Origin of the sequence: Microvirga sp. TS319 (genome assembly GCF_041276405.1) — a bacterium.
GTDB lineage: Bacteria > Pseudomonadota > Alphaproteobacteria > Rhizobiales > Beijerinckiaceae > Microvirga.
Genome location: NZ_JBGGGT010000001.1, coordinates 1875001 through 1897636 on the forward strand (window position 1 = coordinate 1875001; position 22636 = coordinate 1897636).

The window sequence follows — 22636 nt, forward strand, 5'->3', positions numbered from 1 at the left end:
TGCCATGACCGTCTGCGGCGATGCGCTTTATGTCGGCACGAAGGGTAATGCAGTCTATGGCGTTCCGCTCACAGGTGGGCCTGCCGTGCGGGCTGCTGCCGGCCTCGTCGCCCCGAATGGGGTCGCCTGCCTGGGGAATAAACTATACGTTGCATCGCGCGACCGTGTCTCGGCCTTTACGCCGATTCCTGGCGGCCGGCTCGCTCAGCGGGCCGATCTGCCGGCCAGGTTGCCGAACTTGGCGCACCACGGCTTGCGCTACATTCAGGCGGGACCGGACGGCCGGCTGTACATTTCGATCGGCTCACCGTGCAATATTTGCCGGCCCGAGGGTCTACAGGGGACGATTGTCAGTATGAGTCCAACCGGCGGAGAATTCCGGCGCGAGGCTTGGGGCATCCGCAATTCCGTTGGGTTCGATTGGGACGGTGGGGTCATGTACTTTACCGATAATGGAGCCGATGGGATGGGAGACGACATCCCACCCGACGAACTCAACAAACTGCAGCCGGGCGCCTTCTATGGTTTTCCCTACTTTGGCGGTCGTGTGCGATTGCGCGGCTTCGAGGCGGCGGCCCCTCCTGCACCGCAAGTTCCACCCGCATATGAATTCCAGGCCCATGTCGCCACGCTAGGGATCCACTTCTATCGCGGTACCATGTTTCCCGAATTGCGGGGCGAGGCGCTCATTGCCGAACACGGGAGCTGGAACCGCAGCATTCCAGTCGGATATCAGGTCGTACGGCTGCGGATCGGCAGCGGCCGCTCCGGCAACGGACAGAGTTTTCTGAGCGGTGTCGGGCGCCCGGTTGACGTTAAGGAACTGCCGGACGGGTCAATTGTCGTGTCGGATGATACGGGAGGCCGGATCTGGCGCGTCAGCCGCTGAGCCGGGCACAACAAAGCGAAACACGGCCGGTCCATCAGAAGACCCGGAGATGCCGCCGAAACCGCCTGCGACAGATATTATCAGGAAGAGAGCCTCGCTCAACCACTCTCCGGCGCGGCGCTTTTCCATCTCTTCAAGCAGCCCCATATCCTCTCGGAGTACTTACACAGAGGAGAGTCAACTACTCCGTAAGCACGTGGCGCATCGATTGTCGCCTGAACGACCGACACGGTATTCTGCTGGTAAGAATCAAGATGTCAGCAGGGTATCATGTCGGACAAACGCTCTTCCCTGGCGCAGCCCCCCTTCAACAGATCATCTTCAGAGAGAATGATCACTGAACGCGATCTAAAGATACTCTGGATATCGCGCACCTTAACAAATATGGACTACCAGTGCAGCGAGGAGATCCTGCGCCTCGACCGCTACGATCTTGAAATCGAGCAGAAGAACTTTATCAAAGCTCAATTGCTCCGAAGGTATAGGGAGCGGCGCGCTCCCTATCAAAAGCTCCTGGAGAGCCTCTAACGAGACCTGTGCGCGGGTTGCGCCGTCGCGGCCTCGATGGGCCGTTTGTCTGCCGCGGTCGGTCTACCCGCAGGGCAGCTTTCGCCAGTCCCAGCCAGCGCAGGCGTCGTCGCCCAAAGATCTTCTCGATCCGGCAGCGCACATGGGGGACATGATGGTTCCACGCCCGAAGCTTGCGTACGGCATGGCCCCCGGCCGGCCCCACACGCCTGTTTGGACCACGCGCGGGGACCCACCTTGGCTTTGCACGGCAGAGGCAAACGCTGTTCCGCGGGAGGCGCTGTCGGCATAAAGGTCGCCAGGATCATCCGGCCGAACCTCGTCGCCAGCACGCCCGTCGTTGACGTTGGCAGGGGTGACGGTCAATCCCTCGACGAGAACCGTATCAGCATCGGCCGCCACATGAGCTTTGAAACCATGGCTTGCCTTGCGTCGCTTGTGCCCGGCCCAGGCCGCCTCCTCATCACGGTGGGTTGCTGACGCAATCACGGTTGCGTCCACCAGCGTGCCGGTCTTGACGGTGATGGCTCGGGCTTCCAGTTGGCGTGTGATCTCATCGAGCAGAACCTTGTCGAGCGAGCGCCCACCACGTCCCGCCGAAACCGCGCAAACGCAGTGCGCTCAGGGGCGGCGAACCCGCAGAAGCGCCGGAACGACGGTGAACGCCCCGTATTATAGCAAAGCTGGCAGACAACGGTCCAAACCTCCCTTTCGGATCAAGCAGCCCTCAGGTTTAAGTCTCAGAAACTTCAGCGCCAGACCGGTCTTGAAAGGCCCTCGAAAGAACGTGCCGCCGTCGTTCGGCGGGGCCCGCTATCGAGAAAATTGCCTCGTTATCGGCTCGAAGCCGGGGCAGCGCTCGCTCGAAAGCGCTTCACATCGAGCACGGTGCTTGGCAAAATTCAGAACAGGTGCCGAACGCTATGACGTGGGGCCAAGCTGATGACATCTGATTTCATCTTCATGTTGACTCACGCCGACCTCACGATCCCGGACGCCTGTGACCGAGTTCCCGAGGTTCTTAGCGCAGGCGTGCGCCATATCGGCTTCAAGGATGTTGGACTTCCATTCGCCAGCTTGCGCTCCATCGCGGACATGATCCGGGCAGCCGGTGCGACGCTCTACCTCGAGGTCGTCAGCCTGGACGCACAGAGCGAGGAAGCGTCAGCTCACACTGCAGTCGATCTCGGGGTTGATGTCCTGATGGGCGGAACGCGTCCACATAGGGTGCTGCCTATCCTGACTGGTACGGGCATTCGCTACTACCCCTTCCCAGGCAAGATAGTCGGCCACCCAAGCGCCCTTACGGGAACGACCGAAGCTATCGTCGAAAGCGCCTTCCGCCTGGCGGCGCTGGATGGCGTTCACGGCCTCGACCTTCTCGCCTACCGTTTCCAAGGTGATGTGCCGGATCTGATCGGCCGGGTCTGTCGCGCGGCCGCCACGAAGCCTGTGCTGGTCGCCGGCTCCATCGATCGACCGGAGCGGATTGCTGCCGTCATCGAGGCTGGCGCCGCTGGCTTTACCATCGGCACGGCAGCGCTGGACGCGGCCTTCCCGGCGCGTTCTTCTGCACTTGTTGATCAGCTGGCGTTTATCATCCAATACGCATCGTCCCAATCGACGCCGCTTGGTCGGGCCTGACGTGGGTACGTTGTCCGAAGCTCGCGCCACCCAGTTCGGCTTCATCCCCGACCGCATCGTCACCTGCCTTGATAACAGATCGGATCCCGGTAGCCTCCCCTGCTCTCGGGAATGAACGCAGCCTTGCTGATGATGGTCCCGGTCACCTCTCGCCGATGCGCGGCCAGCCCCTCTCGTGTCTCGGGACAACAAGGGTACTGATCAACGGAGGTACTCATATCCCTCTTCCCTCTCTCGGAATTCTTGCTCCATGCGAAAATCGGCCTAGCGCATCGTGCGGATCCAGCAGGCTGCTCGCAACGATGCGCTGATCAAGGCTATGTTCTTGAGCATCTTTTCATGCAAAACCGGTTCCCGCTTTTGCGTTCGATGCTCTGGGAGGTAGCATCGGATTCAATCCCAAAAGTGGATTCCACTTTTGGGTCCGATGCTCTAGCATGGAAGCCCTGGATAGGGCGGAAACGCAAATCCCGATGATTGCCGCTCTCCATGCTGGCTCCGTTCACGGAGGCGATCTTGTCTGTTGCTGACGGGACGGACGATCGGATCGGTTCTACAGTCAGCGCCTTGGTCATGCGAGGCGTGAGCAAGGCGTTTGGAAAGATCGACGTCCTGCGCAACATTGAATTCACCCTTGGAGTCGGCGAGATCCACGCCCTCATGGGTGAGAACGGCGCAGGTAAGTCCACACTCATGAAGATCGCCGGTGGGATCTACCACGACTATCGGGGCGAGATGGAGGTCTTTGGCGTGCCGGTGCGGTTCGCGAGCCCGCGGGATGCCTCTCGAGCCGGGATTGCGGTTATCCACCAGGAGCTCAACCTCGTCCCGACCATGACGGTCTCCGAGAATATTTTCCTCGGAAACGAGAAGGTCCGGGGCCTGCCGTTCCTTATCGATCGACATGCTCAGGCGCGTGCCGCTGCCCGTCTGCTCGATCCGCTCAACTTTCAGGCTTCGCCACACGCTCCCGTCAGCGATCTGCGTATCGGCGAACAACAGCTCGTCGAGGTTGCCAAGGCACTGGCGCAGAACGCGCGCATTCTCATCATGGACGAACCTACCTCCGCTTTGTCCGTCACTGAGGCAGAACGCTTGCACGCCATCATCCGCCGCCTTTCTCTGGATGGGGTCAGCGTCATCTACATCTCGCACCGCATGGAAGAGGTGTTCGACCTCGCACAGAGAGTTACTGTCCTGCGTGATGGCGCCGTTGCAGGCACTCTCCCGGCGGCCAACATGTCCCGTCGCGACCTGATCCGCCTTATGGTGGGCCGTGACGTTCAGGAGTTTCTGGCGCTTCGGCATGAAGAACCTGCGCGAGAGGCGAGCCCGATCCGGAAGCCTCCTGCCCTATCCGTGCACGATCTCTGGCTCGCGCACCCGAAACCCACCGCGAGCCGCTCCCGGCTCGTGGATAGGATATCCTTCGATGTCACCGGAGGAGAGGTGCTCGGGCTTGCTGGACTGATGGGCGCTGGCCGGAGCGAGGTGCTCGAAACCATCTTTGGCGCGCAGACAGCGGCCTCGGGTGGCCAAGTCGCAGTCGATGGCCTGCCGGTCACGATCCGCACCCCTGCCGAGGCAAAACAAGCCGGCCTTGCACTGGTCACGGAAGATCGGAAGCGCGACGGGCTCGTGCTTGATGCGGGCGTCGATTTCAACCTGGTTCTCCCGGTGATGCAACGGCTCGCATCCGGTACATTCATTTCGCGCAAGTCCGAAAGGGACGTCGCCGAACGGCAGATACAGTCCCTCAGGATCCGGGTCCGGAGCCAACGTCAACCAGCTGGGACACTGAGTGGAGGCAATCAACAGAAAGTTGTCCTGGGCAAGTGGCTCGAAACCGGTCCAAGCGTGCTCCTCCTCGACGAGCCGACCCGCGGCATCGACGTTGGCGCGAAAGCGGAGATCTATCGCCTGATCAATGACCTGAAAGCGCGAGGAATTGCAATTGTGTTAGCAAGCTCGGAGTTGCCGGAACTGATGGCGCTGAGCGACCGCATCCTTGTGCTTCGGGAGGGGCAATCCACCGCCTTATTACAAAAGAGCGAGTTTTCGCCCGACCTCATCCTGGACTACGCATCGCCCGGCGGGGCGGTGCAGGAGATTTTCCAAAGAAGAACCGGGGTCATTCCTGAGGTTGAAGGAGAAACTTGAATAGTAACCGGCCACAGAGCCGGATCCGAACAAGACCACGTGGAGGAGCCCTTGGTCACGCGCGTATCCGCAGAAACGCTCAGCGCCTTCCTGCTCAGGACGAAGCTCTACTGGAGCCTCCTCATCTTGCTCGCAGTGGGAATCTTCACATCGCCCGTGTCATCCAAGGGCGTCAATATCTTCCTGAGCACCGGCAATCTTTCCGATGTATTGCGGCAAGTATCGAATAACGGGATCGTTGCGGTCGGCATGACCCTTGTGATCCTCACCGGGGGAATTGACCTATCGGTTGGATCGATCATGGCACTCGGCTCGGTGCTCTGCGCCATGCTGCTCACCTACGATGAGCGAACCAGCGCCACTCTCCTGTCCTTTCCGATCCTGGCCCTGGTTTGCGCATCGTTTGCAGCTTGGGGAGCGACACAGCTGATGGGGCTACGGAACCGCATCGTCGGCACGAATACGGATCCTCCCCACCGAATATTCGCCGGACTGATCGGGCTGGGAGCCGCGATCGTGGCATGGTGGCTTGCGGCCTCGCAGGTGCCGACCAAGTTTGGCGTCCTCGGCATTCTGGTCGTCGTTCCGGCGGTAGGCCTCGCCTTCGGATGGCTCAACGGGCTCATCATCACCAAGGGCCGCCTTCAGCCCTTTATCGTAACGCTCGCAATGATGGTCGGCGTGCTTGGGATCGCCCGGATCGTAGCCGGCCAAGATGCAGCGGTCCATCCCGTCTACACGGGCACTAACGCGACGGAGGACTTCGACATTCTCCGCGCGCTGCTCTACCGCGTTGTGCCTGTGCCGGGCCTGTTCTTTCTCGCCGTAGTCCTTCTCTCGGCTCTGCTGCTGCGGGCTACGACTTTCGGGCGCTATGTCTACGCCATCGGGGGTAACGAGCAGGCGGCGCGTCTGTCAGGAGTCGCGGTCGACCAGGTTAAAATCGCCGTTTATGCAATCTCGGGCTTTCTCGCGAGCCTGGCCGGCGTCCTATATACTGCCCAGTACAGGCAGGGAAAGCCCGACGCCGGCGTCGGCATGGAGCTTGATGCCATCGCGGCCGTCGTGATCGGTGGCACGAGCCTTATGGGCGGCAAGGGTTCCATAGCCGGAACCTTCGTTGGCGTGCTCATCTTCGGCTTCCTGGGCAACATCCTCCAGCTCAACAATATCGACAGCAACACACAGCTCGTGCTGAAAGGCGGCATCATTCTTGCTGCTGTCCTCGTGCAGGAGCGCTCTCTCAGCGAGCTCTTTAGCCTCAGGAAGCTATTCGTCGGAACGGTTCCCCGTTCAGACGCCGTGCAACCTGGCTCTTCCTCCATCCCTCACGCCGAAGTGACTGCAACTGCAGCAGAGGCGCGATTGGCCGATCATCAATAGGACAGGGAGGACCAACCGATAATCCGACGCAGCCTTCTAAGCTCTTACGACGACGAGATGCACTCAACGGGAGGAAACCATGGAACGCAGAACTTTTCTAAAAGCCACAGGAGCAGGTCTCATCGTGGCCGCTTCACCGCTTCGCTCGGTGTTTGCGCAGGGGAAGAAATACCGCTTCGGATTCTCGCAGTCGACCACTCTTGAGCCCTGGCGTGTTCAGTTCAACAAGGACATGAAGCGCGAAGCCGATCTGCATCCCGAAGTCGAGCTCCTGATCTCAGACGGTCAGGATAAGACCGAGAAACAGGTCGCGGACGTGGAGAATTTCATTCGGCAGGGCGTGGACGTGCTCCTGATCTCACCAAAGGAATCCGCGGGCCTCACGGGCGTGACCTTGAAAGCAATCGAGGCCGGCATCCCGGTGATTGTCCTCGACCGCAATGTGGATACGGACAAATATACCCAGTTCATCGGTGGCGACAACGTGGTGATCGGCCGTGCAGCGGGGGAATACGCGGTGAAGGTCTTGGGCGGCGCGGGCAAGGCCAAGGGCAATATCGTGGAGATCTGGGGCGGCTTCGGGACTCAGGCCTCGCATGATCGCTCGAATGGCTTTCACGAAATCGCCGACAAGGAAAATGGCATCAAGCTCGTGAACGAGAAGATCGATTGCGACTGGAAGCAGAACAAGGCCTACGATTTGATGGCCAACTTGCTCAAGGCCAACGAGCAAATTGATCTGGTCTACGGGCACAACGATCCCATGGCCTATGGTGCCTTCCTCGCCGCCAAGGATGTCGGACGCGAAAAGGACATAAAATTTCTCGGGATTGATGCGATTCCGAACGAAGGCGTGCAATGGGTGAACAAGGGTCAGCTGACCGCGACGTTTCTTTATGCCACCCCAGGCGCTGAAGGCGTCCGCCAAGCACTCAAGATCGTCAAGGGCGAGACGGTGCCGAAGACCATCACTCTCCCGACCATGACCGTCGACAAGAGCAATGCCCTTCAGATCCTCAAGGAGAACGGCCTTGCCTGATCAAACGCTCAGTGGCGCGGGCGCTGCCCGCGCCACTGAGCGTTATAGAGCCCGCATCCGAATCACTTCCCGACGGAACCCCGGCACGACAAGAGGGTAACATCCATCTCGGGATCAACACGGCCGTCCGACGCGTCCGTCAATGCCACCTTGACGGCACAGGCCGGCCGAGCCGCTATTCGTCAATGGCAGACTTTCTCGATGCCGGGCCATTCGGCTGGCGCAGCCCAGGCGTAGGGCCCGGGATACCGGACCGTTGCACCCAGACGATGAGCGGCGTGCCAGCCCCAGCGCGGATCATCGAGAAACGCACGGCCGATCGCCACCTGATCCGCCTGCCCTCCCGCGACGATGTCGTTGGCCTCGACCGGGTTCACGATCAATCCGACGGCACGGGTGATGATTCCCGTCTCCGCCCTGATGGTGGTGGCCAGAGGAATTTGTGCGGCATCGGGGTCTGTTACGGTCGCGGCGGGACCGGGGATGCCGCTCGATGTCACGCAAACATAGTTCAGCCCCGTGTCCCTGAGCGCTTTCGCAAGCATTACCGCGTCGTGGATCTCCAAACCACCGTGAGCCCAGTCGCTGCCTGTCATCCGAGCCCCTACCACGCATGAAGGCACAGCTTCCCGAACTGCGCGCGCGACGGCGAGCGGCAGCGCCATGCGACGCTCGGCATCCCCACCCCATCGATCGTTTCTGCGATTCGACAGGGGCGAATGGAACTGGTGCAGCAGATACCCATGGGCCATATGCACCTCGATCACCTTGATGCCGACGCGCACGGCTCGCAGAGCGGAGTGAACGAAGGCCTCGACGATCCGCTCGATATCGGCGTCATCAGCCTGAGACGGAACATGCCAGCCGTCCCGATGCGGAATTGCCGACGGAGCGAGAGTAGGCCAGGATTCTGCATTCGAGAGCGCGCTACCACCTTCCCACGGGCGCTGGGCTGACCCCTTGCGTCCTGCGTGTGAGAGTTGGATTCCGAACTGCGTGCCCGGTGCGGCAACCGCCATGGCTTCACGCAAGACCTGTGCGAGCGCCCGCTCGTTCTCGTCAGAGTAGAGACCGAGGCAGCCATGCGTGATGCGGCCCTTTCGTTCGACTGCGGTCGCCTCGAGCATCACGAGACCGGCACCCGACATTGCAAGATTCATGAGGTGCTGGAGATGCCAAGCTGCGGCGCAGCCATCATGAGCCGAGTACTGACACATGGGGGCGACGACAATCCTGTTCGGCAGATCGATCGGCCCGAGTTCGAGCGGCGAGAAGAGTGCGGGAGGCTTGGACATTGTCGATCCCGAAGGCTACGAGGCGTTAATTCCCAGGCGCGGCATCGCACCGTGCACCCGGCAAGATCCGAGCACACGGTACCGAGCCCTTGAAGTGTCAGACGTTGAATTGGAACCCGTCGACGACGAATGTCTGGCCGGTAATGAAGCACGGCTCCGATGTCGCCAGAAAGGTCACGAGACGTGCGACGTCGTCGGCACACCCGAGGCGGCCTAAGGCAATGCCCTTCACGATCTCCGCCTCTCGTGCAGTGACGTCGGTACCGATCTCGGTCAGGATGACCCCTGGGCAGATGGCGTTGATCGCAATCGTCGGCCCTAATTCCTTGGCAAGGGCACGCGTCATGCCCAGTATGCCGGCTTTTGCGGCCGCATAGGCGAATTTGCTGACGGCGGCAGTGACACCGCCCGAAAGCGCGTTGAGCGACGACATGGATACGATTCGCCCCCCGCCCTGCTCCAGCATGAGCGGGGCCGCGTGATGAATATAGTTGAAGCAGCTTTTCAAGTTGATCGCGATGCCGCGGTCGAACTCCTCCTCGCTGGTCTCGAGGATTCCCTTGGGCTGGGACTGCCCCGCATTGTTGAGCAGAAAGTCAATTCGCCCGAAGATGGAATGAACATCCCGCACGATCTCGCCCGCTCGGTTGTGAGCGGCCACATCCGCCTGGTAGGTACGGACGTCACGGCCAAGGGCACGGATATCCGCCGCCGTCGCCGCCATCTCGTCGTCGAGCAGATCGACAAGCCCGATATCGAAGCCCTGCCGCGCCAGGTCCAGTGCGCATGCGCGTCCGATCCCTCTTGCTCCCCCAGTGACGATTGCAACCTGCTTCACTTCAGCCTCTCATCGATGTGCTAACGGGTTTCCCTTGACAGGAGAAGTGTTCCTGATCGATCCTCGTTCGACAAGGAGAACATGGTTCATATATATGAACGAGAAGGCGGCCTTTGAAGTAAAGTCGGCGGTGCGGGTCCTGGAGCTGTTGGAGCTGCTCGCCCGCTCGACGGATCCTATGAGTCTCAAGGATATCGTGCTCGAGCTTGGCTACCCGAAGAGTAGCGCCCACAGCTTGCTCGCAACGCTGGTCTCGCGTGGCTATGTAACGCGCGAGGAGCCCGAGTATTACCGACTGCACGAGGCTTGCCGGCTTGGTCCGGGGTGGAGCAGCGGGCGCGAGGCTCAGCTCGTCGCGATTGCACAGCCGATCATGGACAGCCTGCGCGATACAGAGGGCGAGACGGTCTTTCTCGGTGTTCGCAAGCGCGACGGACGCGTGAAGTCCATCGCCAGAAGCATCAGCCGTCAGGTCATCAGATTCGAGGCGGACCTGTCCGGCTCGGATCCTGCCTACTGCACGGCTATGGGCCGCGTGCTGCTGGCGTTCTGGGAGCCGCACCGCGTGGATGATTATCTTGGCCGGGAGCGCATCGTCCGCCACACGCAGTTCACCATCACCGACCGGCTCGAGATCAGGCGCACTCTCGAGACCGTGCGCCGGGACGGTTACGCCATCTGCGATCAGGAGGCCTATCTGGGAGGCTCTGGCGTCGCCGCACCGGTGCGCGATGCCTCCGGCGAGGTGATCGCAGCCCTCAACGTGGCAACAATCACTCAGCGCTTCGAGAACTCCAAGGCGCGCATGATCGACGCGATCCAGCGCCACACCCATCTTCTCAGCTCAAAACTCGGGTTCAAGGGCGCTTAGCTTTAGGAGAATATATGGATATCTACTTCGAAGGCCGGACAGTGCTGGTCACGGGTGCCGCCCGAGGGATTGGCCGAGGCATTGTCGAGGGTTTCGCCTCCCGCGGCGCAAAGGTCTACGCGACGGACATCCTCGAGGCGGAGCTGGCCGAGCTTAAGGCTTCGTCCCGCGTCGCGCGCGGCGGCGAAATTGCGGTGCGCAGGCTCAACGTCACCGATCCTGACGACGTCTCCACCTGTATTCGCGACATGGAGGCGGAAAGCGGTGGCTTCGATGTACTCGTCCATGTTGCGGGCGGCGTCAGAGGCCAGGCCAGAAAGCCCGTCGAACAGGTTACGCCGCATGAATGGGATGACATTTACGACGTTAATGTCAGGGGAGCATTCCTTGTTGCCCGCGCCGTCGTGCCCGGCATGAAGGCAAGACGCAGCGGAAAGATCGTGATGATCTCCAGTGGTGCCGGGCTTGGAATCAGCCTTACGGGCATCCAGGCCTATGCAAGCGCCAAGGCGGGTCAACTCGGGTTGATGCAGCAGCTCGGCTACGAGCTCGGTCCCTTCGGGATCAACGTGAATGCCATTGCACCAGGCTTTCTTCGGACGAGTCCCGATTACGAGAGGCAGTGGGCCTCCTACGGCCCGGAAGGCCAGAAGGCGATGATCGAAAGCATCCCCTTACGCCGCCTCGGAGAACCTCAGGATATCGCTCACGCCGTTCTGTTCCTCGCCTCCGATTACGCGAGCTGGATCACAGGTCAGGTTCTGCCCGTCAGCGGCGGCCCGAATTAATGGAGAATAGGTATGGATGAACCAGGCAAGCCGGCCATGGAGCCCTGGCAGTGGTCGGAGGCGCAGTGGCGCCGCGTCGTCAACGGAGTCCGGGCAGGCCGCTCGCTGCGTCCGGAGGTATGGCCGAACAATGCCCGCTGCGCCGTCGCGCTTTCTTTCGATTCGGACCATGAGACCGCGGATTTACGGGATGGCGGGCGCTCGACGAGCGTCATGTCTCAAGGGCAGTATGGACCGCGCCAAGGCGTACCGCGCATTCGCACGCTCCTGAATAGGTTTGACGTCAAGGCAACCTTCTTCGTGCCTGCGGTCGCAGCATTGCTCTATCCTGACGAACAGCGCCAGCTCGCCGACGAGGGGCACGAGATTGCGCTCCATGGCTGGATCCATGAGCGCAACACGCTCCTGCCTGAGCAGGCTGAGCGCGATCTTCAAATGCGCTCTTCCGATACGCTCGAACGGATCACAGGCACCCGGCCCGTCGGCATCCGCACTCCTTCATGGGATTTCAGCCCCAACACGCTGAAGATCACCAAGGAGATGGGCCTCCTCTACGATTCGTCGCTGATGGCTGACAACGATTGCTATGAGCTGGTCATGGATGGCGAGCCGACAGGCGTCATCGAGCTGCCGGTGGAGTGGATCCGGGACGATGCCGCCTATCTCCATATGGACCGCTGGTCCGGCCTGAGGCCCTACATCGCGCCGGCTGACGTCCTGAGCATTTTTGCAAAGGAATTCGAACTTGCCTATTCCGAGGGCGGGATTTTTCAGCTGACGATGCATCCCGATATCATCGGGCATCGGTCGCGCATCTGGATTCTGGAAGAGCTGATCAGGACCATCAAGGCACGGCCCGATGTATGGTTCGGCACGCATGCGGACGTCGTCCGTTATGCGAAAGCGGCAGGATAGCGGTCTCGCATCCCCAGAGAATGAGGGTCCGGGCCCCTGAGGCCCCGGACCCGGTCCCCTTACTTCGGGCTCACATCCGTCTTGAACCACTTCATCGACAGGTTGCGGAGCGTACCGTCGGCCGCGGCCGATTGGATGGCCTTGTCCAGGATCTCCTTGAGCTCCGGCTCATTCTTCCTGATCCCGATGCAAACGTTCGTCGCCATAATGCCGCCGGTCAGGAACGGCCCCGATGCCACGAGGTTGCCATTGCTCTTTTCGACCATACTCGTCACGAAGACGATATTGTCGAACTGGGCGTCGATCCGGCCCGCGTCGAGGTCAAGCTGAGCCTGCTCGGACGACTTGTACGCTTTCACGTCGGCATCGTTCTTGAAGTTCTCTTCCATAAACTGCTGCTGGCTGGTCGACAGGGAGACGCCGACCGTCTTCCCCTTCAGCTTCGCGCGGATGGCATCCAGAACTTCCTTCGAACTTCCATCGTTGACGGAAATGTCCTTCCCCGTTCCGGGAAGGTTCGCGAGCGGGCCGCTCTTCTCGACCAGGAAAGTATTCGGGGTAATGGCGTAGGGCGTGGTAAAATCGATGACTTCACGGCGCTTCGGATTCGGCCCCATGGTCAGCACGGCGTCGAACTTGTTGGCGAGAAGTGCCGGAATCTGGCTGTCCCAGTCCTGCGCAACGAAAGTGCACTTCAGGCTGGCACGCTTGCAGACCTCCTTGGCGACATCCATGTCGAAACCTTCCAGCGTCCCGTCCGCCGAGATCAGGTTGAAGGGCGGGAACGCACCCTCGACACCCACCGTGATCTCCTTCCACTCCTTGGCGGAGACAGGCGCAATGGATGCGCCAAGCAACGCGGCGAATGCGACTCCTATTCCAATCCCTCTGATGCTTCTCATTGGCTTTCCCTCAACTAGCGAGAATCAGGTTGTGTGGGGCTTTTCATTGAATTCGGGAGGTCGCTCGCATCTCGAGCGGACACGATTTCATAGAAAAGTTCTTCGATCCTAGTCTAACGAGCGGCTCGCATTCTTAAAGCGGAATGATGTTCTCATATATGAACGGCTGCCAGGTCTGTGCGGAGCGGAATAGCGCTGGCACAAGGCCTCGACCGCCCTTGACCGCCCAACTCTATACCAAGTCCCTGAAGAGCCGGCTTGCCCGCGACTTTCCGCATCGGGGTGGGCCTGCCGGAGCTGTCAGATCGACCTGAGGCGATCACGAGAGGCCCAGCTTCGTTGCATTCAGCCCGGCGCGCCCGCTACAGACCCCCCGCAAGATCGGATGCCAGTCCCATCAGGTCCCGCTTTCGCACTGCCACATGCGAATTCTCAGCTCTCCGTGTCGAGGCTGTACGAGACTCGTGGAGGATCATGCTCGCGGCGCGGCGCGGCCTACCGTCTGGCGGCGATGACATGCTTGAGCGCCGTGTCGTGCTTCTTCATCCGCCGGCGCCTCAGGCGGAATCGCAAGCAGAACCGAACCGCTTGGGCTCTGAGCCGAGAACCGGAGGCGTTTGCTTCCAGCGGGTCTGGCAATGCCCAAATTTGCAAGGCAGACGCTGCGACCGAGCGTGACCCTGACCTCTCCGAATGGTTCGTATAATGCGGAAAGGAGAGGTGCGTCGGTACTCCGCGTTCCTTCCCTCGCAGAACACTTTGAGCGACGCGCCGCCTGAACGGCCGCGGGATTCGTATTGCCTCTTCAGCCCAGACTGGATTTGCGACCTGCCGTTCCGGCTTGCTTCCGGAACGGCCAGGATGATCGTTCGCTTTCTAGCGGAAACCGAACCTACGCCTGTGTCTAGGCATATGCCCAATCAAAGCGACATTTTACTTGCATCCAATGGGGCGTGCACACACGATCCATATCATCGGTGCGTCAACCTGCCGCCGCATATTCAACCGGAGGGATTGCCGTGGACCTTGGACTGAAGGACTTACGCGCCATTGTCACGGGCGGCAGCAAGGGCATCGGCCGCCGCTGCGCCGACATTCTCGCCGACGAGGGGGCGCATGTCTCCATCTGCGCCCGGGACCAGGCGGAGGTCGACGAGACCGTCGCCGCGCTGCGCGCCAAGGGCATCAAAGCTTTCGGCAAGGCGCTGGACGTAGCCGACAAAGCGGCATTGGAAGCCTGGGTGCAGGAGAGCGCCACCGCACTCGGCGGCATTGACATCGTCGTCGCCAACGTGTCCGCGCTGGCAGTGGAGGACAATGAGGATGCCTGGAAGAAGGGCTTCGAGGTCGACATGATGCATACGGTTCGCGTCGTCAACGCGGCGATGCCCCACCTCGAAGCCTCGAAGGCCCCCTCGATGACATTCCTGTCGAGCGTCTCGGGACGTGAGGTGGACTTCACCGGCCCGGCTTACGGCGCATTCAAGGCCGCGCTCGTCCACTATGCGCAGGGGCTCGCCCACAAGCTCGCCGGCAAGATGATCCGCGTGAACACGGTCTCGCCCGGCAATACCTACTTCGACGGCGGCATCTGGCAGAACATCGAGAAGAACATTCCCGACCTGTTCAAGGAAGCCCTTTCGCTCAACCCGACCGGCAGGATGGCCACCCCTGAAGAGATCGCACGTGGCGTTGTGTTCCTGGCGAGTCCGGCCTCATCCTTCACGACAGGAACAAACCTGGTGATCGACGGCGCGCTGACCAAGGGAATCCAGCTCTAATTGCGCAGATCAGCCCTGGCTGGCCTTTGGTGGCATGGCATTCCAGAACGCTTCGAGATCAGGATGGGCGAGATCAGCATGGAGAAGCGTCTTCAATCGCCGCCGTCATCGCCACTGCCAAGTTTATGCCGTACGCAAGCCATATGACTCCGATGCTCCCTTCTTGGAAGGAGCGTATCGTTCTGGCGAAAAATCGGGGCCCCTGTTTCGCACGATGCGCTAAGGTCAGCGGCGGATTAGCGACGGGCGTTAAGCGTGGCCTAGTAAATGTCGGCTACTCCCTCGACTGCGAATGGCCGCCTCACCTCTGGGAGGTGCCGTTAAGCGACGTTCGGGAGTTTCTTCGCTCTATTCACCTCCTACGAAGGCCCACCGCTCCAGTTCGCCTTGATCAGCAACGTCAAGTGAGATTGCTCGTGAAGATATGCTCCTGCACCCGAAAGCTGATCTAACCCCGGATTGCCGATCTTCAGCATTGGGTCCCCTGATACTTACGGACAGCCAAGGTTAGCTTTGCAACTGGCACATCTGAAAGACGAATCCTGATCTTCAAACTTGACAGGATCGAGGAGATGGGTGAGTATTTGCATGAGCAACGTAGCTCGCGTCTCTCGATAGAACGTTCGCGTCACCCATAAGTTTTAGTTTCGGCAACGGAGCCCGCACCAACCGGTGACGGGCTATTATTGTTGGAGCAGCCATTGTGGGCAATCACGCCATAGTCCGCATCGGCCTACTCTTCTCGACGACGGGACCATACGAGACGATTGGTCGGTCGATGCAGAGCGGTGCATGCCTCGCTATCGAAGAAATCGCATCGGATCCGCGGTTCGACTTCCGGTTTGAGGCAATCTCGATCGATCCAGGCGGACACAGTGAGGAATACGCACGAGGAGCCCAATGTCTTCTTGCCAAGGAGCGGGTGACGCATGTCGTGGGATGCTATACTTCCTCAAGCCGCAAGGAGGTGCTCCCCTGCTTCGAGAAGTATGACGGAGTCCTCTGGTACCCGTCGCATTACGAAGGTTTCGAGACAAGCGACAACGTCGTCTATACCGGCGCCTCCCCGAACCAGCATATCGTTCCGCTTACCGGCTACCTTCTGCGCAAATGCGGGAAGACCGCGTTCTGCGTCGGCTCGAACTATGTCTGGGCTTGGGAGAACAACCGCATCCTGCGGGAGGCCGTTCATGCGCATGGCGGCAAGATTCTCGCCGAGCGCTATTTTCAGGTCGGCGAAGTAGACTTCGCCTCCGTGATCCACCAGATCATCGAGCTTCGCCCGAACTTCATCTTCAATACTCTTATCGGCGTTTCGTCCTACGCGTTCTTCCGGGAACTGCATAGGGCTACCCGAGCGCGAGGCATCGACCAGCCGCGAATGCTTCCGGTGGCGAGCTGCTCGCTGTCGGAACCCGAACTCCTGGAAATTGGTCTGGAGGCATGCAGCGGCCACATAAGCTCGAGCGTGTACTTCGAAAGCATCGACAGCGAACGCAATATGAGCTTTGTCGGCCGCTACCGCGCACGGTTCCCGAATGCGGGCCCGACATCGGCCGATGCGGAGGCTCCGTACATTGCCGTGCATCTTCTGGCACGCGCCATCCGCCGAGCTGGTTCGCCTGATATGGGGCCAGTTCTCGCAGCGCTCCCTTCCGTCGCCATGGAGGCGCCCCAAGGAAAGGTGCGGATCGATCCCGGAAACCGTCACTGTTACCTAACCCCCCGGATCGGAATCTCGAACGGGGACAGGGGGTTCGACATCATCTACGAGTCACCTCATCCCGTCCGTCCAGACCCGTACCTCGTCTGGCAAGACCTCACGAGCAGCGAGATGACGCAGCTAAGGATAGTTTCGTGACACCGCACCTCATCAAGAACTTTCGGGGCATGCGGGTTGCCGTCGTCCATACGCCAGATCGCAACCGGCAGAGCATCGTTGAGATCCTGACTAGGCTGGGGCTCGTCACAACGGTCATCGACCCGCAAGACGGACCCGTCGACGTATGCAGCATCACTCACTCGACGGATATCGTGTTCTTCGATGCGGATTCCCCCGACTGCTCCTTTGCAGTCGCAGCAGGCGGAGAGATGCCGATCCCAACCGTCGCGGTGCTGGGCCTCGAGACACCCAGTCGCCTCGAGAGGACACTCAATCTCCAGCCCACTGCATTGGTGTACAAGCCGATACGGGCAACGGGCATCTATACGGCGGTGTTCTTCGCCGCCAACCAATTTAGGCGCTTCCACGAGCTTAGGGTCCGCCTTGCCGATCTCGAGGCACGTCACGGTGCCCGCCGCTTCGTCATCAAGGCCGTCGTGGCGCTCATCGAACAATATGGAATCGACGATGAACAGGCATACCGGATCCTGAGGCGGGAAAGCATGAAGCGCCGCCTCACGGTGGAGGAATTCGCAGCAACACTTATCGCGGCCGGGCCATCGGCTCTCCGGCACGATGCGGTGGGCCTAGAGCATCGGACCCAAAAGTGGAATCCACTTTTGGGATAGAATCCGATGCTCCCTTCTTGGAAAGAGCGCATCGTTCTGGCGAAAAACCGGGGCCACTTTTTCGCACGATGCGCTAGCAGCACGATAACGGAGGATCGTGGCATGACCGACGAAACGAAGCAGAACGAACACTCGATTCAGGACACGGTGACGTCGAGCGGCCTCGAAACGGACCGGCGCGCACTTCTGAAGGGGGCGGCAGCTGTCGGCGGCCTCCTGGCGGGATTCACGGGGCCCACGTATCTTCGGGACTTCAATTTCACCCAGACGGCGCGCGCGCAGGGGAGCGGCCCGGTGAAGCTCGGCTTCATCGAGGATGAGTCGGGCAACCTTGCCGTCTACGGCCTCCAGAAGGTCCATGCGGCCCAACTCGCCGTCAAGGAGATCAACGAGGGCAAGACACTCAGGGGTGCGCCCAATATCGGCGCGGGCTTCATGGCGAGTTCCGGCGACATCGCCGGCAAGCCGCCCGTTATCAGCAAGGAGGGAACCAATCTGGACCTCGTTGGGGATCCCGGCGAGAAACATCAGTCCCCGCTGCTCTACGAGGAGGTTGCAGACATCCTCGTAGATTCCAAGGACAAGGGAATCCTCGGCCGCGAGGTCAGCCTCGTGTCGGCTGACGGTCAGAGTAATAATACCGTCTGGCAACAGCTCGCGCGCCGCATGATCCAGCAGGACAAGGTCGACGTTCTCGTCGCAGGCTTCGCAAGTGCCGAGCGGGAGGCGATCCGCCCGATCGTCGACCAGTCCCGCCAGCTCTACTTCTACACGAACCAGTACGAGGGCGGCGTCGCGGATGCGAACACCTTCTGCACTGGACCAGTATGCGAGCAGCAGGTTATTCCGACAGTCCAGTACATGGTCGAGAAGTTCGGGCCGCGCTGCTATACGATCGCCGCCGATTACAACTTCGGGCAACTGACGGCGGCATGGACGAAGGCCTTCATCCCGTTGGTCGGCGGGCAGATCATCGCCGAGGAGTTCATCCCGCTCTCGGTTTCGGAGTTCAGCCAGGTCATCCAGAGGATTCAGGCCGCCAAACCTGACTGGGTGATGACCCTCCTCGTGGGATCCAATCATCACAACTACTATCCGCAGGCAGCTGCGGCGGGCCTCAAGTTCCCGATGGCCTCCACCGTCAATATGGCGCAGGGCTACGAGCACAAGCGCTTCCCGCCCCCATCACTGGCCAACATGCACAACGCCATCCAGTATCAGATGGAAGTTCCCAGCGCCCGAAACCGCGCCTTCGTAAAGCGCTGGATGGAGATGTTTCCGCAAGACCAGTATATCGGGGAGATGGCGCAGAACACGTACTTCACGATTCATCTCTACGCCAAGGCGGCTCGCCTCGCGGGGACGACCGATCAGGCAACGGTGAAGAAGGCCCTGGAACTCGGATGGAACATTGAGGCGCCGGAGGGATCGGTCTTCCTCGAACCCGGCACTCACCACTGTGCCCATCCGATACGCCTCGCCGTCTGCGACGAAAACCACAATGTCAGCTTCGTGCGTGACTGGCCCTTGATCGAAGCCTGGTGGCTCCAGCGTCTCGGCGTGAATCTGATCCGCCATCCGGAGTACAAGCAATACACGCCGGCGGAGGATCCTTACTTCATGATGTTCGGCAAGGCCTGAACCTTACGATCGCGCGGCGTCCCCCCGGGACGCCGCGTCCACGAGTGCGAGAAGTCCTCGGGGCCGGATCATGGACAGCCTGGCGGTTGCCTTCAGTATTCTCTATCAACTCGCGACGAACGCCTCCTTTCTCCTGCTCGCCGGGTTGGGGCTTATCGTGATCCTTGGCATGATGAACATCATCAACCTCGCCCATGGGGAACTGATGATGCTCGGGGCTTACACGGCCACCATGCTGTATCATCGCGGAATTCCGTTCCCGATTACCGTCGTTGCGGCCTTCTTCGTCGTCGCCCTCGCGGGAGCCGTGCTCGAGCGGCTCGTCGTCAGGTGGTTCTATGGTGAAAGACTGGGGGCTCTCGTCGTGACATGGGGGATCAGCTTGGTCCTGTCCCAGGGAACGCTCATGCTGCTCGGTCCTTTTATGCCTTCGATCCCCATCCCCGGTGGCTCCGTAGCCGTCGGCCAGTACTCCTTCTCGGTCTACTGGTTGATCCTGGTTACGGTGACCGTGCTTCTCCTCTTCGGGCTGGGATTGCTCTACAACCGGACGAGCTTCGGTCTGCATGCGCGCGCGACCATGCAGAAGCCCGAGATCGCCCGTGCGCTCGGCGTCAACACGGATCGTATCTATCTTCTCACCTTCAGTCTCGGCGCGGGTCTCGCCGGCCTCAGCGGAGCACTCCTGGCCCCGACTGTCTCCATAGCGCCGTTCATGGGCCAACAGTTCGTGGCCCCGGCCTTCATCACCGTCGTCGTGGGTGGGGCGACCAACGTCATTGCAGGCGCGCTGGGGGCAAGCAGCCTGCTGTCGCTTGTCAAGACTCCGGTCGGCTTCTGGCTCGGAGCATTTCTCGGCAACGTCGCCCTGCTTCTCGCCGCGCTGGTGATCATCAGGCTCATGCCCGATGGCATCTCGGCGGCCTTCCAGCGCTGGCAGGACCGGCGTTCACGAATGGCATGAACCATGCGCGGACCCATCGCCACCCTCACGGGGACAAACGATATCGGCCACTCGCCCGTCTTCTGGGCAGGCTTCGCGCTGGTCCTCGCCGCCCTTGCGGCCTATCCGGGCACGGCCACAGAGTTCGAAGCGAACAACGTAGCCTTCTATCTTTTGAACGTCCCGCTCGCACTCGGTCTCTGTCTCCTATGGGGATATGGTGGCGTCCTCAGCTTCGGACAGGTCGCCTATTTCGGAATCGCCGCCTATGTCTACGGCATCATCGCCGGAAACATGAACGGGAGCCCATGGGGCTCCTTGATCGGCGTGATCGGTGGGCTGACTGCCAGCGCTGTCGCGGCCGGCATCTTCGGCTATTTCGTCTTCTATGCCAGGGTCCAAAACTGGATCGTGCCGATCCTCACGCTGGTCCTCACCTTGCTTCTGGAGACATTTCTCGGTCAAACGGCCGGCTATCAATGGCGGGTCGGACAGGTTCAGCTCGGCGGGTACAATGGCATGACAGGTATCCCGCCGTTCCAGCTCGGGGATCTGATGTTCTTCGGCTACTATTTCTACTACTATGTCCTGGTCGTGGTTGTCCTGTCCTACATCGGTTGCAGGATGCTCGTGAACGCGAACGCCGGCGAGGTCCTCCTGGCGATCCGGGAGGATCCGCTGCGAACCGAGTTGCTCGGTTACGACATCCGTGCCCGGCAGTGGTCGATCTTCGTTCTCGCCAGCATGTTGGCTGGATTGAGCGGCGTCCTTTACGTCCAGTGGGGCAATTACATTACTCCGACGCAAGTCGGACTCGCACAGGCCTCCCTCCCGGTCATCTGGGTAGCCGTCGGAGGACGTGACAGCCTGCTGGCCTGTGCGATCAGCACCTACGCGCTGAACTGGCTGACCTATACCCTGTCGTCCGCCGGCTACCAATCGGCGCTCGTGATCATCGGCTTCCTCCTCGTCATCGTGATGCTGTTCTTCCCGCGAGGTGTCGTCGTCACGATCGCACGGGCGACCATCTGGAGGCGCAAGGAAAGGAGGGGCGTCGACGATGTCGGATACGATCCTCGCCACTGAAAGACTCGTGAAGCGCTTCGGCGGCGTCACGGCCGCGGACGATGTGAGCCTGTCCGTCAAGCGCGGCGAGCTGCGTTGCCTCATCGGACCCAATGGGGCAGGAAAGTCGACGCTGTTCGCACTTCTTTGCGGCATCTACCGACCCGACTCCGGGCTGGTGTGGTTCAATGGGCGGGACGTCACCGCGCTTCATGCCTTCCAGCGCGTGAGACGGGGATTAGGCCTCACTTTCCAGACCAACCGTACGTACCACGCTCTTTCGGTCCGTCAGAACCTCGAGACCGCACTGGGCGCCCCGAGGGGAGATCGGCCCGGAGGAGCCGAGGCGCGGTACCAACACGTCCTTGTTCGGTTTGGACTGGAAAGGGATCTCGACAGGCCGGCGCGGGAGCTTCCTCACCACCAGCTTCAATGGCTCGAGATCGCCATGGCCCTGGCTAGTGGCCCGGACGTTCTTCTCCTGGACGAACCGACTGCAGGAATGTCCCCTGACGAAACACTCCAGACGGCGCGCGTCCTGAAGCATCTGAACGGAGAAGGGCTCACCATCATCGTGGTGGAACACGACATCGCGTTCGTGCGGGAGCTGGCCCAGGTGGTGACCGTCCTCCACCAAGGCCGGGTCTTCGCGGAGGGAACGGTCGCCGAGATCACTCAGCATCAGGACGTGCGCCGTATTTATTTAGGCAGGACCTGACCGATGAACCCGACCCTGACGACCAATGGCCTTCGCTCGGGATACGGAACCGGAGACGTTTTGCAGGGCGTCTCCATCGAGGTGAGTCCGGGCGAGATCGTCGGTGTGCTCGGACGGAACGGTATGGGCAAGAGCACGCTGATGCGTACCGTTATCGGACTGCTTCCCGCCCGTGCCGGCAGCATCATGTTCGAGGGAGCGGACCTAACCCGGGAAAGTGCGGACGTGCGAGCGCGCCGTGGCATCGGCTACGTGCCCCAAGGGCGCGAGATCTTCCCGCACCTCACCGTCCGCGAGAACTTGCAAATGGGACATCTCGTCAACGCTGGACGTGGACACTACGCACTTGACGAGGTTTACGGCTGGTTTCCGTTCCTTCGCGAAAGGGAGCGTCAGAGGGGCGGCACGCTGTCCGGAGGGCAGCAGGAGATGCTCGCGATCGCCCGTGCCCTTGTGAACGGCCCTAGCCTCCTCCTTCTGGATGAGCCGAGCGACGGCGTGCAGCCGAGCATCGTCCAGCAGATCGGCACGTTCATCGTCGAACTCGTCGCCAGAAAGGCCACTGCGGTGCTTCTCGTGGAACAGAACATCGATCTGATCCAAACCGCAGCACACCGGGCCTACGTGCTCGAGAAGGGCCGCGTCGTAACGAGCCTGGAGCACAGCGACATACGCGATACTGAGAGATTGACCGAATTCCTTTCGGTCTAAGCAGGGAGTGGAAC

21 protein-coding genes (1 of these 21 cut by a window edge) are annotated in these 22636 nt (G+C 60.8%); 17 read left to right on the forward strand and 4 right to left on the reverse strand.

The window, feature by feature from the left end:
• On the forward strand, positions 1-889 hold the 3' portion of the coding sequence (locus AB8841_RS08545) for a sorbosone dehydrogenase family protein (RefSeq protein WP_370435340.1). It extends 146 nt beyond the left edge of the window; only the last 889 of its 1035 coding nucleotides appear in the window; its start codon lies off the left edge, out of view; the stop codon is at positions 887-889.
• A 270-nt stretch (positions 890-1159) separates the two neighbouring features.
• Positions 1160-1417: a hypothetical protein gene (locus tag AB8841_RS08550; protein ID WP_370435341.1), complete on the forward strand. Its 258-nt coding sequence runs from the start codon at positions 1160-1162 to the stop codon at positions 1415-1417.
• Between the two features lie 63 nt (positions 1418-1480).
• Here AB8841_RS08550 and AB8841_RS08555 read toward each other — a convergent pair whose 3' ends face one another.
• Positions 1481-1918 (reverse strand): transposase, encoded by a 438-nt coding sequence (locus AB8841_RS08555; RefSeq protein ID WP_370435342.1) that lies wholly within the window; start codon positions 1916-1918, stop codon positions 1481-1483.
• A gap of 441 nt (positions 1919-2359) precedes the next feature.
• Between AB8841_RS08555 and AB8841_RS08560 the strand changes: the two genes are divergently transcribed.
• From AB8841_RS08560 to AB8841_RS08575, 4 genes are all read left to right on the forward strand, one after another.
• Positions 2360-3061, forward strand: coding sequence for a 4-hydroxythreonine-4-phosphate dehydrogenase (locus AB8841_RS08560; protein WP_370435343.1), 702 nt, complete (start codon positions 2360-2362; stop codon positions 3059-3061).
• 489 nt (positions 3062-3550) lie between these two features.
• The gene (locus AB8841_RS08565) at positions 3551-5221 is read left to right on the forward strand and encodes a sugar ABC transporter ATP-binding protein (RefSeq protein ID WP_370435344.1); all 1671 of its coding nucleotides are present in this window, start codon (positions 3551-3553) and stop codon (positions 5219-5221) included.
• Positions 5222-5272: 51 nt separating this feature from the next.
• Positions 5273-6604 carry an ABC transporter permease gene (locus AB8841_RS08570; RefSeq protein WP_370435345.1) on the forward strand — a complete coding sequence of 444 codons (1332 nt, stop codon included), beginning with the start codon at positions 5273-5275 and terminating at the stop codon, positions 6602-6604.
• A gap of 79 nt (positions 6605-6683) precedes the next feature.
• On the forward strand, positions 6684-7643 hold the full coding sequence (locus AB8841_RS08575) for a substrate-binding domain-containing protein (RefSeq protein WP_370435346.1): 960 nt from the start codon (positions 6684-6686) through the stop codon (positions 7641-7643).
• Positions 7644-7825: 182 nt separating this feature from the next.
• Here the strand turns inward: AB8841_RS08575 and AB8841_RS08580 are convergent, their stop codons facing one another.
• Complete coding sequence (locus tag AB8841_RS08580; RefSeq protein WP_370435347.1) at positions 7826-8938, reverse strand: oxidoreductase; 1113 nt, start codon at positions 8936-8938, stop codon at positions 7826-7828.
• Positions 8939-9035: 97 nt separating this feature from the next.
• The gene (locus AB8841_RS08585; protein ID WP_370435348.1) at positions 9036-9776 is read right to left on the reverse strand and encodes an SDR family NAD(P)-dependent oxidoreductase; all 741 of its coding nucleotides are present in this window, start codon (positions 9774-9776) and stop codon (positions 9036-9038) included.
• A gap of 94 nt (positions 9777-9870) precedes the next feature.
• On the opposite strand from AB8841_RS08585, the gene AB8841_RS08590 reads away from it, so the two are divergent.
• From AB8841_RS08590 to AB8841_RS08600, 3 genes are read left to right on the forward strand one after another with little or no spacing between them, the layout of a single operon-like run.
• Positions 9871-10647, forward strand: coding sequence for an IclR family transcriptional regulator (locus AB8841_RS08590; RefSeq protein ID WP_370435349.1), 777 nt, complete (start codon positions 9871-9873; stop codon positions 10645-10647).
• Between the two features lie 14 nt (positions 10648-10661).
• Positions 10662-11435 (forward strand): SDR family NAD(P)-dependent oxidoreductase, encoded by a 774-nt coding sequence (locus AB8841_RS08595; protein WP_370435350.1) that lies wholly within the window; start codon positions 10662-10664, stop codon positions 11433-11435.
• 12 nt (positions 11436-11447) lie between these two features.
• Positions 11448-12350 (forward strand): polysaccharide deacetylase, encoded by a 903-nt coding sequence (locus AB8841_RS08600; RefSeq protein WP_370435351.1) that lies wholly within the window; start codon positions 11448-11450, stop codon positions 12348-12350.
• 59 nt (positions 12351-12409) lie between these two features.
• On the opposite strand, the gene AB8841_RS08605 is transcribed toward AB8841_RS08600, so the two are convergent.
• Positions 12410-13252 (reverse strand): transporter substrate-binding domain-containing protein, encoded by an 843-nt coding sequence (locus tag AB8841_RS08605; protein ID WP_370435352.1) that lies wholly within the window; start codon positions 13250-13252, stop codon positions 12410-12412.
• A gap of 1019 nt (positions 13253-14271) precedes the next feature.
• On the opposite strand from AB8841_RS08605, the gene AB8841_RS08610 reads away from it, so the two are divergent.
• From AB8841_RS08610 to AB8841_RS08645, 8 genes are all read left to right on the forward strand, one after another.
• Positions 14272-15033, forward strand: coding sequence for an SDR family NAD(P)-dependent oxidoreductase (locus AB8841_RS08610; RefSeq protein WP_370435353.1), 762 nt, complete (start codon positions 14272-14274; stop codon positions 15031-15033).
• 703 nt (positions 15034-15736) lie between these two features.
• Complete coding sequence (locus AB8841_RS08615; protein ID WP_370435354.1) at positions 15737-16894, forward strand: transporter substrate-binding domain-containing protein; 1158 nt, start codon at positions 15737-15739, stop codon at positions 16892-16894.
• Positions 16891-17544, forward strand: coding sequence for an ANTAR domain-containing response regulator (locus tag AB8841_RS08620; RefSeq protein ID WP_370435355.1), 654 nt, complete (start codon positions 16891-16893; stop codon positions 17542-17544). The genes AB8841_RS08615 and AB8841_RS08620 overlap by 4 nt, the downstream gene beginning before the upstream one ends.
• A 102-nt stretch (positions 17545-17646) precedes the next feature.
• Positions 17647-19185 carry an ABC transporter substrate-binding protein gene (locus tag AB8841_RS08625; protein ID WP_370435356.1) on the forward strand — a complete coding sequence of 513 codons (1539 nt, stop codon included), beginning with the start codon at positions 17647-17649 and terminating at the stop codon, positions 19183-19185.
• 70 nt (positions 19186-19255) lie between these two features.
• Positions 19256-20149, forward strand: coding sequence for a branched-chain amino acid ABC transporter permease (locus AB8841_RS08630; protein WP_370435357.1), 894 nt, complete (start codon positions 19256-19258; stop codon positions 20147-20149).
• Between the two features lie 3 nt (positions 20150-20152).
• Entirely contained in the window at positions 20153-21214 is a 1062-nt protein-coding gene (locus AB8841_RS08635; protein WP_370435358.1) for a branched-chain amino acid ABC transporter permease, read from the forward strand.
• Entirely contained in the window at positions 21189-21911 is a 723-nt protein-coding gene (locus AB8841_RS08640; protein WP_370435359.1) for an ABC transporter ATP-binding protein, read from the forward strand. Before AB8841_RS08635 ends, AB8841_RS08640 begins: the two co-directional genes overlap by 26 nt.
• 3 nt (positions 21912-21914) lie before the next feature.
• Complete coding sequence (locus AB8841_RS08645; RefSeq protein ID WP_370435360.1) at positions 21915-22622, forward strand: ABC transporter ATP-binding protein; 708 nt, start codon at positions 21915-21917, stop codon at positions 22620-22622.
• The last annotated feature ends 14 nt before the right edge of the window (positions 22623-22636 follow it).